At 43.0% G+C, this 14,619-nt stretch carries 14 protein-coding genes; 10 read left to right on the forward strand and 4 right to left on the reverse strand.

What is annotated here, in order from left to right; translation table 11 throughout:
* The 3 genes from FHW88_RS07735 (at nucleotide 1) to FHW88_RS07745 (ending at nucleotide 4,684) form a co-directional block, all read left to right on the forward strand.
* Nucleotides 1-396, forward strand: a complete 396-nt coding sequence (locus FHW88_RS07735) for a hypothetical protein (RefSeq protein ID WP_176624384.1) — start codon at nucleotides 1-3, stop codon at nucleotides 394-396.
* Nucleotides 397-434: 38 nt separating this feature from the next.
* The gene (locus tag FHW88_RS07740; protein ID WP_176624386.1) at nucleotides 435-2,750 is read left to right on the forward strand and encodes a TonB-dependent receptor domain-containing protein; all 2,316 of its coding nucleotides are present in this window, start codon (nucleotides 435-437) and stop codon (nucleotides 2,748-2,750) included.
* 194 nt (nucleotides 2,751-2,944) lie between these two features.
* Nucleotides 2,945-4,684: a thiamine pyrophosphate-dependent enzyme gene (locus tag FHW88_RS07745; RefSeq protein ID WP_176624388.1), complete on the forward strand. Its 1,740-nt coding sequence runs from the start codon at nucleotides 2,945-2,947 to the stop codon at nucleotides 4,682-4,684.
* 36 nt (nucleotides 4,685-4,720) lie between these two features.
* Here the strand turns inward: FHW88_RS07745 and FHW88_RS07750 are convergent, their stop codons facing one another.
* Together FHW88_RS07750 and FHW88_RS07755 are read right to left on the reverse strand one after the other, a co-directional pair.
* Nucleotides 4,721-5,155, reverse strand: coding sequence for a hypothetical protein (locus FHW88_RS07750; RefSeq protein WP_176624390.1), 435 nt, complete (start codon nucleotides 5,153-5,155; stop codon nucleotides 4,721-4,723).
* Between the two features lie 85 nt (nucleotides 5,156-5,240).
* Nucleotides 5,241-5,735, reverse strand: coding sequence for a hypothetical protein (locus FHW88_RS07755; RefSeq protein WP_176624392.1), 495 nt, complete (start codon nucleotides 5,733-5,735; stop codon nucleotides 5,241-5,243).
* Nucleotides 5,736-5,829: 94 nt separating this feature from the next.
* Here FHW88_RS07755 and FHW88_RS07760 point away from each other — a divergent pair, with 94 nt between their 5' ends.
* The 6 genes from FHW88_RS07760 to FHW88_RS07785 all read left to right on the forward strand — a co-directional run bounded on the left by FHW88_RS07760 (nucleotide 5,830) and on the right by FHW88_RS07785 (nucleotide 10,735).
* Complete coding sequence (locus tag FHW88_RS07760) at nucleotides 5,830-7,158, forward strand: MFS transporter (protein WP_176624394.1); 1,329 nt, start codon at nucleotides 5,830-5,832, stop codon at nucleotides 7,156-7,158.
* Nucleotides 7,159-7,205: 47 nt separating this feature from the next.
* Entirely contained in the window at nucleotides 7,206-7,550 is a 345-nt protein-coding gene (locus FHW88_RS07765; RefSeq protein WP_090525244.1) for a hypothetical protein, read from the forward strand.
* 85 nt (nucleotides 7,551-7,635) lie between these two features.
* Nucleotides 7,636-8,160, forward strand: a complete 525-nt coding sequence (locus FHW88_RS07770) for a DinB family protein (protein WP_176624396.1) — start codon at nucleotides 7,636-7,638, stop codon at nucleotides 8,158-8,160.
* Between the two features lie 118 nt (nucleotides 8,161-8,278).
* Nucleotides 8,279-8,611, forward strand: coding sequence for a YnfA family protein (locus FHW88_RS07775; RefSeq protein ID WP_175489927.1), 333 nt, complete (start codon nucleotides 8,279-8,281; stop codon nucleotides 8,609-8,611).
* Nucleotides 8,612-8,670: 59 nt separating this feature from the next.
* The gene (locus FHW88_RS07780; RefSeq protein WP_090525248.1) at nucleotides 8,671-9,993 is read left to right on the forward strand and encodes an MFS transporter; all 1,323 of its coding nucleotides are present in this window, start codon (nucleotides 8,671-8,673) and stop codon (nucleotides 9,991-9,993) included.
* 13 nt (nucleotides 9,994-10,006) lie between these two features.
* Nucleotides 10,007-10,735 carry a (Fe-S)-binding protein gene (locus FHW88_RS07785; RefSeq protein ID WP_176624398.1) on the forward strand — a complete coding sequence of 243 codons (729 nt, stop codon included), beginning with the start codon at nucleotides 10,007-10,009 and terminating at the stop codon, nucleotides 10,733-10,735.
* Between the two features lie 316 nt (nucleotides 10,736-11,051).
* Here the strand turns inward: FHW88_RS07785 and FHW88_RS07790 are convergent, their stop codons facing one another.
* Both FHW88_RS07790 and FHW88_RS07795 read right to left on the reverse strand, forming a co-directional pair.
* Nucleotides 11,052-12,158 (reverse strand): hypothetical protein, encoded by a 1,107-nt coding sequence (locus FHW88_RS07790; protein ID WP_176624400.1) that lies wholly within the window; start codon nucleotides 12,156-12,158, stop codon nucleotides 11,052-11,054.
* Between the two features lie 3 nt (nucleotides 12,159-12,161).
* Complete coding sequence (locus FHW88_RS07795) at nucleotides 12,162-12,770, reverse strand: hypothetical protein (RefSeq protein ID WP_176624402.1); 609 nt, start codon at nucleotides 12,768-12,770, stop codon at nucleotides 12,162-12,164.
* 503 nt (nucleotides 12,771-13,273) lie between these two features.
* Between FHW88_RS07795 and mtaB the strand changes: the two genes are divergently transcribed.
* A complete protein-coding gene (gene mtaB / locus FHW88_RS07800; protein ID WP_176624404.1) occupies nucleotides 13,274-14,593 on the forward strand; it encodes a tRNA (N(6)-L-threonylcarbamoyladenosine(37)-C(2))-methylthiotransferase MtaB in 1,320 nt (439 codons plus the stop codon).
* Nucleotides 14,594-14,619 lie beyond the last annotated feature (26 nt).

The following is a 14,619-nucleotide window of genomic DNA, read 5'->3' on the forward strand; positions in this document are numbered from 1 at the left end:
ATGTTCCGCCGTTTCACCGCCATATTACTCCTGTTCTCGGTACTGGTTATGAACCTGAACTCGCTATGGCTTTATGCGGGGTTCCGGCTCAACCAGGATTATATCGCGGCAAAACTTTGCGCCAATAAGTCAAGGCCCATGCTACACTGCAACGGCAGGTGTTTCCTGAGCAAACAGCTTAAAAAGGCTAATAGTGAAGAGAAAAGCAACGAAAACCGAACCACTAAAGAAATCATTTTTGAGGCTTATTATCACGGCGTTAATCAATTTACTGTACACATCAAACTGCTGGCCATTTTTACCTCCCTGGTAAGCTTCGCCCTGCTGCTTCGCCCGCTCGGAGCTATCTTTCGGCCCCCCGCTACGTCTTCAGTTTACCGCTACATGCTCTCCTGAGCAAATTCAATTTTGGTTTAACAAGAAGATGTTTAAAAATGAAATACTTTATCGTGTTCTGCTTTGCTATTGCCTTTACTTTACAGGCATCAGCGCAAAAAATATGGGGTGTTGTTGTCGACGCCCAAACCCAGGCACCCGTTGTCGGTGCCAGTATCCGTGTCAAAGGAAGTAAGCTGGGTACCTCAACGGATTTATCAGGCAAATTTATATTGGCGCATACAAATAAAGCTGATTCCCTGATGGTTAGCTGTACTGGTTATGGTACTTGCTGTATCAGGTGCGATAGCTCGCTCTCAGTTCAACTAAAACCGGTGATTGCCGGCCTGGAGGAGGTGGTGGTAACGGCGGGCCGCCAGGAGCAGCCCCGCAAGGATATACCGGCCGCAATCAGCAAGATAAGTTCAAATACTATCCGCGAAGCGCATGCAACCGCTCCTTATCAATTGTTGAATAAAGTTGCGGGGGTATATATGGTGAACCTCGGTAATGAGCAGCATACCATGGCCATCCGCCAACCGATTACTTACAACGCGCTCTACCTTTACATGGAAGATGGTATCCCGATCCGACCGACGGGGATATTCAATCATAACGCTTTATATGAGATCAATACCGATGGTATCCGGGATATTGAGGTGATTAAGGGGCCAGCTTCGTCTTTATATGGCAGTAACTCAATAGGCGCGGCTGTTAACTTCAATACGGCAAAAGAGCCCGTAACCCCGGCAGGGCAAATCAATGTACAGGGAGATAAATACCATTACCTGCGGGCTGGTATTCAGGGAGGCCTCACGGCAGGAAAAGTTGGGTTTTATATGGCAGGTTATGCCACACACCAGGAAAAAGGCTGGCAGGATTATACTGATTTTGATAAGTATTCGCTTTCTGCTAAAGTTAGTTATCCGCTGGGGGCCGACAGTAAGCTAACAGTATATGGTACCTATAATTATCTTAACACACAAACACCTGGAAACCTTGACAGTGCACGTTTCTATAACCGATCTTACAGTAGTAATCAGCGTTTTGCCTACCGCAGGGTGAACGCATTCCGGGCCAGCAGTCGTCTTGACCATAATTGGAATGATGATAATCACACCTTTCTAACGCTTTTTTACAGAAACAATTCCACCGGGCAATTACCCAGCTATTACATTTCTGATGTCCGCAACAATAAGGGTCAATACATAAAGTCAACAGGTCAATTAAATGAGCTGAGTTTTTACAGCTTTGGCTTGCTTGCCCAGCATACCGTAAAGTTAAATTTTATGCACTCACAATTGATCGCAGGCATTTACCTGGATAATAGCCCAAGTTCGTTTTATGCTAACTTCCTGAATATTAAAAAAGATAATACCGCTCAGTATTATACCGGTTATATTAACACTGATTCGCTGATTGATAATTATAAGATTCATCTTTTTAATGCCGCATCCTATGTACAGTATATGGCAGAGCCGGTTAAGCGGATAAAAATTACTACCGGACTGCGTTATGACCTGCTCGTTTACAATTTTGACAACCAGCTGCCTCCTTTAAAAACCAAGTACAAACAACAGGAGCATAATCGATATGATGTATTGGCGCCCAAGCTTGGCGTAACTTATGACCTGCAGAAGGGGCGCGGCATTTATGCCAATTTCAGTATGGGCTTTCAGCCGCCTGAAACTAATACCCTTTACAATTCCAGGCAATTAACACCGCTTAAACAGGCCACTTATAACAATTATGAACTGGGCGGCTGGACATCATTGTTCTCCCAAAAGATCAGGTTTGAGCTAACTGCTTATTACCTGCAGGGGAAAGATGAGATCATCAGCTTGCTCCAGGCAGACAATACTACACAATATGCCAACGCTGCTGCTACTACCCACAAAGGCTTAGAGTATAACCTACTGGTTGGCTCCGTAAAAAGCCTTGCCTTTCGCATCGGTGGAACGTTTGCGTCCCATACCTTTAATAAATACAGTGAAATTAGTGGCGGAAAATCCATCGGCTATGACGGTCATCAAATGACCAATGCGCCAAAATGGATTGCTAATTCGGAGATTACCTGGAAACCCGCTTTTATCGCTGGCTTCAGAACTGGTGTTGAATGGCAACATTTGGGTAAATACTTTACAAATGCAGCTAATACCAAAACCTACAGTGGTTATGATCTTTTTAATTTACGCACTGCCTATCGCATCAGCAGCGGCAGCGCAAAGGGACTGGAAGTTTGGTTCAATGTAATGAACCTGACCAATAAGCTATATGCAACTACTGTTACTGGAAATAGCTATGGGGATACTTATACAGCGGCCCCTCCGCGCACCCTTTCATTAGGTATCAGTCATTCTATTTCAAAACTATGATCATGAAAAAAACATCCGTTGCGAATCCGGTTAGATTACGATATATCATTCATTATCGTGAAATCACGGTATATCAAAAAGCTTAAAAAAATATGTTAATTACAAATATTTGACTGTTAATTGCTTAACAAATGGCACGTGTTTGGTGTTATGGATAGTAAATTACCACATCACTAACGCTAAACAACCCAAACATGTCAAAAAAAGTAGCCGAGCAACTTGTAGAAATGTTGATACAGGCCGGCATCAAACGTATTTACGCCATTACCGGCGATAGTTTAAACGAACTTAATGATGCCGTACGCAGAACGCCCGAATTAAAATGGATCCACGTACGCAATGAAGAAGCAGGCGCTTTTGCAGCTTCGGCCGATGCGCAACTGAGCGGGCTTGCCTGTTGTGCAGGAAGCAGTGGTCCCGGGCATGTGCATCTGGTGAATGGCCTTTATGATGCTCACCGGTCAGGAGCACCTGTTTTAGCCATAGCATCTACCTGTGCTACTAAAGAGTTTGGCAGTAACTACTTCCAGGAAACCAATGTTATCAAGCTTTTTGATGACTGCAGTTACTATAACCAGGTGGCTGCCAACAACAAGCAAGTACCCCGTATGGCACAGGCGGCTATCCAAACCGCTATTCAGCGCAAAGGGGTTGGCGTATTGGGTTTACCGGGCGATGTGGCAGGGGAGGATGCTGTTGAAATCGATTCGTCGGTAAATAACTTTTTTTGCAAAGCCAACATTACCCCGGTATGGGAAGAGTTAGTAAAACTGGCCGATCTGATCAATCGCCACCCCAAAGTTTGCATTTTTGGCGGTATTGGTTGCGCCGACGCCCATGATGAGGTAGTTGAACTGGCGGCACTGATCAAGGCGCCGGTTGGTTATTCGTTCCGTGGTAAAATGTTTTTGGAGCATGATAACCCATACGAGGTAGGTATGACCGGCCTGCTTGGCTTGCCTGCTGCGTATCATAGCATGCATGAAAGCGATTTGGTTATCCTGCTTGGCACCGATTTTCCTTACACGCCTTTTTATCCCCAGGATAAAAAGATAGTGCAGATTGACATCAAGCCCGAAAATCTTGGTCGCCGCGCAAAACTAACGATGGGGCTTTACGGTGATATAAAATCTACAATTAAAGCGTTGATCCCTTTAATTAAAGAAAAAACCGACAGCAGCTTTTTAGATGCGCAACTTCATGTACATGCTAAAGTAAAAGAACAGCAGCAAGCTTACATTAAGGATTTTGGTGAACATGATGCTATTCATCCCGAAGCTTTAGCAGCTATCGTAGACGAATATGCATCTGCTGATGCCATTTTTACCTGCGATACCGGGATGTGTAATGTTTGGAGTGCCAGGCATATCAGCGCTAATGGGCGGCGTTCTATGATCGGCTCGTTTGTTCATGGATCTATGGCCAATGCTATGCCGCATGCTATCGGCGCGGCGCTGGCTTGCCCCGAAAGGCAGGTTGTGGCTATGTGCGGCGATGGCGGTATTTCTATGTTGTTGGGTGACTTAGCCACTATTAAACAATATGATCTGCCTATAAAGATCATTGTATTTAATAACAGGAGCCTTGGCATGGTAAAGCTGGAAATGGAAGTAATGGGCCTGCCCGATTTTGAAGTGGACATGCACAATCCTGATTTTACCATGGTCGCGGAGTCAATGGGTATAAAGGGGATCACTATTAATGACCCGCAGGACCTTGAACAGGGCATAGCCGAAGCTTTTGCACACACAGGACCAGTTTTAGTAAATGTTTATACCGACGGAACCGCCCTTGCCATGCCGCCGCATATCGAACTTAAAATGGTTAAAGGAATGGCCGTCTCCATGACCAAAATGATGCTTGGTGGTAAATTTGATGAGGTTTTGGCTACCGTAAAAGGTAACTATAAGCATCTGCCCGAAATATTTGATTAATGGTGGCAATACGTATAACCGGGAGATGTATGCTGTTTATATCTTCCGGTTTTTATATCGATGACTTGATAGGAAAGCCTTTTTGACAATACCCGTCATAAGGTTAGCTATAAAAAGCAATTGCGCAGTCAGCAATACGGTTGTTGCAATAGTAATTATAGCGTTAATGTTGACCGCTTCCCGGATCTGACCATCGGTATAGTATTTATGCGGGCCGCGGATGGATAGCTGTGCGGAAAAATAAGAAATTATAATTAACGCAATCAATGTAACCAGCACGTGTCCCCATTTTAACCAAACTACAGGCAATATCAGTTCGGTTATTGTATAAATAACCCATAAGATAAAAAATATTAAGCCTATTAAGCGGCATAAATGAACTGCTGATACTACGAAATAAGTGTCATGAAGATTGATATCTATTGTTGCGGCAGTCGTAAAAAATGAAAGTATAATTGATAACAATGCCACAATCGCGAATATGTGCTGGGACGGGTTCTGATGTTGAAGAAAGGATAAGGTTTCAAGGCGGTATATATGAATAAAAAGTGTTGACTTACAATTTCAAATGCGCAACAATGTTATTGTCCCTGATCTGTATAAAATTAATATGCTCATCAGCCGGATCGTAATCGATACTTAAAACAAGGTTATCTATTTTGTAATGGTCTACCAGGAAGGGTTTATCCAGTATCGGCGAATCTCCGTGTTTGGTTTGCGTAAGTTCTCCTGCTTTTTTGAAAACGTCTGCGCGGGTATCGTCAAATGAAATCTCAAATGGGAGTACAACTTGCATACCCGGTTTAGGGTAAATATTCAGATGAGAGAATATCGGCCGGCCAGGTTCTAAAATGATCAACTCATCTTCATCAATAACAGCATCCTCATTGGTGAACCCCAAATCGATACCCAATATTTCAGATCGCATGTAATCGCTTTTTAAAATATTGTATGAGCTAAGATCAGTAAATGTATCCGCTAAAAATGCCTGGAAATTGTCATCATAAAGATAGGAGCCGAATTGATTTGTAAAATGGAGGTAGGTGAACATGCTATAATCTTCTGTTCTTAAAGCTACAATAAATTTTATAATGATGTGTCCCTGATATGCAACTCAACCAAATTTCCCTACTTTTAAGCCCGTAATGGAAGCAAAAAATAACAAGAAAACCATTTGGGCCTGGTGCATGTTTGACTGGGCCAATCAGTCATATAACATCGTTATCACCTCTACTATTTTCCCGGCATACTTTGTGGAGGTTACCAAGTTCAATTCAAAAAATACCCAAATGGTAACCTTTTTGGGGCACAGGTATGTTAATACGGTTTTATCAAATTATATATTGGGTTTGTCATATCTTGTGGTGGCCGCCATCCTGCCTATCCTTACTTCCATAGCCGATTACCGGGGCAATAAAAAATCATACCTGCAATTATTTACTTGGTTGGGTAGCCTGGCCTGCGCCGGTTTGTTTTTCTTTAAGCCTGGCGGTGGATTGGAAATTCCGATGCTTTGCTTTGGATTGGCTTCTATAGGTTATTGCGGTGGCTTTGTATTTTATAACTCTTATCTCCCTCAAATAGCCACGCCCGATAAGCAGGACGCTGTAAGCGCCAAAGGGTTTATTTATGGTTATGTAGGCAGTATTGTAGTGCAGGTATTATGCTTTATCGTAGTGCTTGAACCTAATTGGTTTGGCATTACCGACGACTGGCTGCCAGCCCGGATCTCGTTCCTGATGGTTTTTGTATGGTGGATAGGTTTTTCCATTATCCCGTTCCGCATGTTGCCAAAAGGCCAACCTAACGCCGGTAAACATAATTATAATGTACTTACGGGAGGCTTTAAAGAACTTGCCAAAGTTTTTGGCAAAGTGCGTAACATGCCGCTGCTTAAACGCTTCCTGGTATCGTTTTTCCTTTACTCTGTCGGTGTACAAACCATTATGCTGGCTGCGGCTAACTTTGCTGCCAAAGAATTGCACATGCCCGATGCTGCCCTGATCTCTATTGTGCTCATCATCCAGGTGGTTGCTGTGCCGGGGGCATTGATCGCCTCCAAATCATCGGAGAAATTCGGGAATGTGCGTACGCTGGTAGGTTTGGTGGCAATCTGGTCGGCCATTTGTTTGTATGCTTACTTTATCACCAATTCTACCCAGTTTTATGTGGCCGCGGTGATCATTGGCATTGTAATGGGAGGGGTACAATCTTTGTCACGCTCAACCTACTCCAAATATTTACCCGAAAACATCCCGGATACGGCTTCATATTTCAGTTTTTATGATGTTACCGAAAAGCTGTCGATTGTGGTAGGCCTGTTTTGTTTTGGCTTTGTGGAAGCTGTGACTAATGAGATGCGCGACTCGACACTTGCCCTTGATGGTTTTTTTGTGTTGGGCCTTATTATGCTCATCGTGCTGATGTTTAAAGAAAATAAACTTCGCAAACAGCGTGTTGAAGTAGAGGCCTAAACAATTTGGCGGCAGGCTTGTACTATCAATAAATAAAAACATAAGCCATGATCCACACAGTTAACCACAACGTTACCGGCGATAACGGCACACAGAGAAATATCATTATTGAGCCGGTACTGCATCAATCAACAAATCATGAATTAAATGCCACCGGCTTGTACAAACTTTATAAAGGTGGGGCCGATGGGGAAGCTACACTTTTTGAAATTCAGGAGATAGCTCCCGAAATTGGTGAAAGCAAGCCGCTGCTGGATGATAACAAAAATCCGGATTATTTAGGACAGATCAGGTTTGAGGGTGATGTTACTTCTAAATGGCATTATTCGGAAGGCACTTTATCGAATTATGAACAGCAACAGGTGGTGGAGTTTATCCAAAATACAAATTAGTTAGTTTTTCTTTTTTCCTGCTGACATAGGGCTGTCACCATGGTGTGGTTACTTTGTATTGTAATCAAAAACAAAACTCAAAGCAATGGAAACTAACACAAATCAACAGTCAACAGAAACTGCAGCAGCATCTGTTTATACACCCGATCAACTTTTACAAAGCTGGCTTGGCCAGCGCCGGGTAACCCGCAGGGTTATAGACGCTTTTCCGGAGGAAGCCTTATTTAATTATTCGATAGGTGGTATGCGCCCCTTTGCCGATATGGTTAAAGAGTTTATTAGTATGGGCGGGCCTTGTGTAAGAGGTGTTGTAACAGATAACTGGACCCCAATTGCAGGTCTGGATCACCATACAGGTAAAATAGCAGCGGCTACAAAGGCGGAACTGTTGCAACTTTGGGATGAGGCCACTGAGGAAATAAAAACCTATTGGCCCCAGATTACGCCTGAGCGTTTCCAGGAAACAGTACTGGCATTTGGCCAATACGAAGGATTAGTCAATTATATTTTACAGTACGTTATTGATAACGAGATCCATCACCGCGGCCAGGGCTATGTTTACCTTCGCACTTTGGGTATTGAGCCACCCGCGTTTTATGACAGGAGCTAAACCCGTTTTATAAAAAATAATCAAGGCTTTCCGAAAGGGAGGCCTTTTTTTATAATTGCCCCGGGCCAATATTGGCGTTTTTATATCTTTAACGAAGTGGTTACTTCAAATTTTAATAATGGCAATTATCCGCTCTTTTGCTCTTTTTTTGCTGGCCGGTTTATTTGAAATAGGCGGCGGCTATTTGGTTTGGCTTTGGTTAAAAGAAGGTAAGCCGCTTTGGTTTGGTATAGCGGGCGGGGTGATCCTGGCGCTTTATGGTATAGTAGCAACGTGGCAAACCGCCAATTTCGGCAGGGTGTATGCGGCTTATGGCGGTATTTTTATTGTACTGGCATTAATCTGGGCCTGGAAGGTGGATGGATTTAAGCCCGACCGTTATGATATTATCGGTGCTTTGATTGCATTGGTAGGCGCTTGTATCATTGTTTATGCACCGCGAGGACATTGATAAGTACTATTGTCGGACTTTTTTGCAGTTTCTAAAATTTGCATACATTTAGTGAGCAAATGGAAAATAAAAACAACAAAAAAACCATCCGCGCCTGGGCTTTCTTTGATTGGGCCAACTCAGCGTATAACCTTGTCATCACTTCAACCATTTTTCCGGCTTATTATGTAGCTATAACTACCAATCATGCCAATGGCGACAGGGTTAACTTTTTTGGTAAAAGCTTTGTAAATACAGCACTTTCAGATTATGCTTTATCGGCCGCTTACCTGGTAATGGTATTGCTGCTGCCCATATTGTCATCAATAGCCGACTATAAAGGCAATAAGAAGATCTTCATGATGTTTTTTACCCTGCTTGGTTCGGCAGCCTGCTGCGCGTTGTTCAACTTTGACAAAGACCACCTGGAGTTAGGTATCATTTGCTTTGCGCTGGCGGCTATAGGTTATAGTGGTGGCTTTGTGTTTTACAATTCATACCTGCCCGAAATTGCCACTGTTGATATGCAGGATAATGTGAGTGCCAAAGGTTTCACCTATGGTTATATCGGCAGCGTACTGCTTCAGCTTATTTGCTTTTTATTTGTGCTGAAAGGGGAGTGGTTTGGTATTGTTGACAAAACCTTCGCGCCCCGATTGTCGTTTTTGCTGGTAGGCTTATGGTGGATAGGTTTTGCTATGATCCCCTTCAGCGTATTGCCTAAGGGCAGCCCAAATGCGCAAAGCCACAATCATCATATTATAAAAGGCGGTTTTATCGAATTAGGGCACGTTTGGAAAAAGGTTAAGGAAATGCCGTTGTTAAAAAGGTTTTTACCGTCATTCTTTTTTTATTCCATGGGAGTGCAAACCATTATGCTGGTGGCAACCGGTTTTGCTGCTAAAGAGCTTAAAATGGAAACTCCGCAGTTGATCACTATCATTTTAATTATTCAATTGGTAGCTATTTTGGGCGCTACGCTGATGTCGCGCCTGTCGGGTAAATATGGTAACGTAAGGATTTTAATTAGTGTGGTGATCCTGTGGATCGCGGTTTGTATAGCTGCTTACTTTACCTATACACAAACACAGTTTTACATCATAGCAGTGGTGGTTGGTTTGGTGATGGGCGGTATCCAGTCCATGTCGCGCTCAACGTATTCAAAATATCTGCCCGAAAATATCCCCGATACGGCATCTTTCTTTAGTTTTTATGATGTTACCGAAAAGCTGGCCATAGTAGGCGGGGTATTTAGCTTTGGTTTTTTTGAAGAAATAACCGGCAGTCCGCGAAACTCGGTTTTGGTACTGGGTGTATTTTTCATTGTTGGCTTAGTTTTGTTGTTTTCTTTGCTGAGGGCTGAACGAAACGTCAATAAAAATTTGGATTTTAGCGCCCGTTAACTAATTTGTGCCGATGAAGGTTGAATTGTTTATACCGTGTTTCATAGATCAGTTGTTTCCGGCAACTGCTTTTAATACTGTAAAATTGTTGGAGAAAGCAGGCTGCAAGGTTAGTTATAACCCGGCACAAACCTGCTGCGGTCAGCCGGCTTTTAATGCTGGTTTTTGGGATGATGCCAAAGAGGTGGGAAGCAAGTTTTTAAGCGATTTTTCGGAAGACAGCGTTATTGTTTCGCCCTCAGCTTCATGCACGGGCATGGTAAAAAATTATTATAACGATCTGTTTACCAACACGGCTGTACACAATAAATGCAGAGCTGTTCAAGGGAATATCTACGAGCTATCAGACTTTTTGGTGAATATCCTGGAGTTTGATTATTTCGGCGCCGAACTTGACGGTAAAGCCGTTTATCATGATAGCTGTGCCGGCCTGCGCGAGTGCAAAATAAAGGATGAGCCGCGCCAGCTGCTCTCCAAGGTACTTGGTCTCGAACTGCTTGACCTGAAAGACGGTGAAACCTGCTGCGGTTTCGGCGGTACATTTGCCGTTAAGTTTGATGGCATCTCAACCGCCATGGCGCAGCAAAAAGTTAATAATGCCCTTGATGTTGGTGCGGAATACATCATATCTACTGATGCCTCATGTTTAATGCACATGCAGGGGTACATCGATAAAAATAACCTGCCTATCCAAACCATGCACATTGCCGATGTTTTGGCTTTGGGCTGGGGGAACGTGTAAGAAGCAGTTTAAAAATATATAAAAGCCGTCATTGCGAGGCACGTAGCAATCTCCAAGAGGCAGATCCGCTAAGCAAATCCGCCCTGTACAGTCGGGGATTGCTTCGTGCCTACCCATGACAACTAAAAAAGGGGTGTCATACTGAGCCAGTCGAAGTATGGCGGGCAGGCCTCTGCGCACGAGTCTTCGACAGGCTCAGACTGACACGCCCTCTTTGTCATCTAACCTTCAGAGGCCCCGGGTTTAAATCACCCGCTATGACGTGGCGGATATAGTAGTATCATTTAATCGTTTTTAAACAGTTTCTAAGAAGCAGCTATTCTTTAACCAATTTCAACTTTAGGGTATCATCATACACTTTAGTATCCCATTGCATTTGCTTACCGTTGTAGTTGCTGATCTTTACCTTTGTTGTATCTCGTTTTGTACCTCCGTCAAAAACAATGTCGAACGTTTTTTTGCCTGTCAGATATATGTATTGACCAAACCATGCGCGGTTAGCCTCAAAAACATAAGGGTTGGCACAAAATGCAATCCGGCCGCCGTCTTCTATATAAACGTAGCACCAGTTTTGCGCACCGTTTATCCATTCGTTTTTACCCACGGGTTTGCCGTTCCTGATAAGCTCATCTATTTTCCATTTTCCTGCAAAGGCCGATGGGGGGACGGCTGCTACATAACGGTAAATACTATAAAACGCAAGACCGATTACTAAAAGTTTTAAAACTGGTTTTGCAAAACTTAGCCTTAAGGGCGGTATTGTTACGTCTTTAAATAAAACAGGTTTAATATCCGGCCATCGTAGTAGTAAAAGGTATAACAATCCGGTAGTTATAATGATTGAGTTCATAAATGCCCCCACGGCTATATTATAAAAAGCATTGATTAGTACAATGTTTAACATTATGGGTAATAATATGCAGGTGCCCAGCAAGGTAGTACGCCTGAATAAAAGCATGATGGCGCCACCAATCTGAAGTAAACCGAGTATGACCGCGAAAGTGTAAGAGTGGCCAAAATAATTCCAGGTGAGGTCGAAGCCGTTTAACTTGCCTACAGGCGTGTTATCCCTCATGTAAACGTGTCCAAACTGTGTTTTCAGGATCTTGGCAAAGCCATAAGCCGACACTTGGAAGGCAAGGAAGTACCGCATAACGCCCCGCAGAAACGCGTGCCTTATTCCTGAATTAAATCCTTCCTTTTTACTTTTTTGATGCCAATAAATGGAATAAATCACCGAAAGGATGCATATTCCAATAATGATCCAGGTGAAAGTCATCGCGAAGGACAGGTCACCAAAAGAACTAAACAGCTTATAAAGCAAAGTGCCCCACATTATCATTAAACAATCGTAGATAGCTACGAGCAGATACAGGCATTCAAGGAACTTGGCAAACCAATAGGAGCGGGGTGTGGTATTCATAGCTTATTTGCGTTCAATATCCAGGATAGATCCTTCTTTGGCCATCTCTACAAGAAATGGTTTGGCAATACCTTGCTGGGCGTTATCATAGGCGGTATCACCCTTTGCCGCGATATCATCAAGGCCCTCTTCACGGTCCGATTCATATTTGTTTAAGGCCAGGTAAACAGAATCGCCGGAAACCTTATTTACCCTGTAAAGGGTATAGTAATCGTTTTTAAGTTTGATATGAAATATATCGTTCTTTTGTGGCGATAAAACCCATTGGTTTACTTTTTTTGCTTTCTGCTTTTCGCTGATATAAAAAAATATCGAACCAATAACGATCAGGAAACAGCCTGCAAATGTCCACACAGGTATTGTAGTTTGAGATTTTATATTATCATAGCTTAATTTAAGCGAGGCGGGCATTTCCTTAAGCTTCAAAACCTGCCTGCAATGGAGGCATTGGGATACGCCTGTTTTACCTATCGGGAAAAACGGGATCCAGAAAATATGCGCCCAGCGTTGAAATACATTCATCTGGATACTGTTGGTTGTATTGCAGTTTGGGCAGATGTCGCTTGTTATTTCAGCTTTTAATAGTTTCGCTTTGGTGCCGTATATGATCATGGTATGGGTGGTTTAGGGTTTACGTTTATCCGCACTGAAAATAGGTAAATTACCAGGATTATGAAAATACCGGGACTATAAAGAGGCTCTTGTTTATAGAAAAACTAAAGCAACGATGGTGGCACTGTTTTGTCAGCGGGTATTGGCAATAGGCCCTGCAGGTTAAAAAAACTCAAAAAAACATCAAAAAAAAGCCGAAAATAAATGCACGTTCTTAAGTGTTGATTTCGTACTCCTTAAAGTTTTAATTGTTGATAATCAAATATTTATAGATGTTTCAGGTGAAATGTTAAAGCTTTGATTATCAATATGTTTCATAAAAAGCATGTTTTGCGTTTCAGTCTCAAAAAATGGGACATTTTAAAAAATCGGCAAAGACAAAACCAATTTTATTTGGGGAATCGCGATTTTGGGACACCCATAATTTTACAATTACTTTTTACCTTGAAGTGAAATTGCTGAAATAGGCATTTCTTTAAAAAACATTATCTTTGCCGATTGAAATGAACAAGAAAGTCGCTTTTTACACTTTAGGCTGCAAGCTGAATTATTCAGAGACCTCATCCATTGGTCGGCTGTTTAACCAGGCCGGTTATGATACGGTAAATTTTACCGAAACACCGGATGTTTTTGTGATCAATACCTGCTCGGTAACTGACAATGCCGATAAAAAGTGTAAGAAGATTGTTAAAGAGGCGCTTAAAATTTCGCCTAATGCCTACGTAACCATAGTAGGATGCTACGCGCAGCTAAAACCACAGGAAATTGCCGAAATTCCGGGTGTTGACATGGTGCTTGGCGCTGCCGAAAAATTTCAGATAGTTGACCATATTACCGACTTAACCAAAAGGCCAAAGGCGCTGGTGCTTAATCAGCCGGTTTCTGAAGCTAATGAGTTTGTTCCCGCATATTCTTTTGGCGACCGTACCCGTACTTTCCTGAAAGTGCAGGACGGTTGCGATTACTCTTGCACCTTTTGTACCATCCCTTTGGCCCGCGGCACAAGCAGGAGCGATACTATTGAAAACGTTGTTGCTCAGGCAAAACAAATTGCTGAGTCGGGCGTAAAAGAAATTGTGCTTACCGGCGTAAACCTTGGCGATTTCGGGATCCGGAACGGTAAACGCGAAGACAAGTTTTTTGATTTGGTTAAGGCCCTTGATGAGGTAGAAGGGATCGACCGTTTCAGGATCTCATCCATAGAACCTAACCTGCTTACCGACGAGATCATCGCTTTTCTAGTTGCTTCAAAACGTTTCGTACCGCATTTTCATATCCCGCTGCAATCGGGTTCGGATAAGATCCTGGGCTTGATGCGCCGCCGTTACAAACGCGATTTGTATGTTAACCGTGTTGCCAGGATAAAAGAGCTGATGCCCGATTGCTGCATTGGCGTGGATGTTATTGTTGGTTTCCCCGGCGAAACAAGGGAGGATTTTATCGATACCTATAACTTCCTCAACGAACTTAATATATCGTACCTGCACGTATTTACTTATTCGGAAAGGGAAAATACTTTGGCCGCTCAGATGACGGGCGCGGTACCCGGCTCGGCAAGGGGCGAGCGGAGTAAAATGTTGCATATCCTGTCGGATAAAAAACGCCGTGCTTTTTATGAAAGCCAACTCGGTAAAAACCAGGAAGTTTTGTTTGAGGGTGATATCAAAGATGGCTTCATGCACGGCTTTACCCGTAACTATGTAAAGGTACGTACCAAGTATGATCCTGTACTGGTTAACGAATTGAAAACGGTGCACCTAACAAATATTTCACCTGATGGTGATGTTGAAATAACAGAAGGCGAAGAAATATTAGTGCATTAAATTCTATATTCGCCTTAAAATATAAC

The organism is Mucilaginibacter sp. SG538B (assembly GCF_013376065.1).
Taxonomy (GTDB): domain Bacteria; phylum Bacteroidota; class Bacteroidia; order Sphingobacteriales; family Sphingobacteriaceae; genus Mucilaginibacter; species Mucilaginibacter rubeus.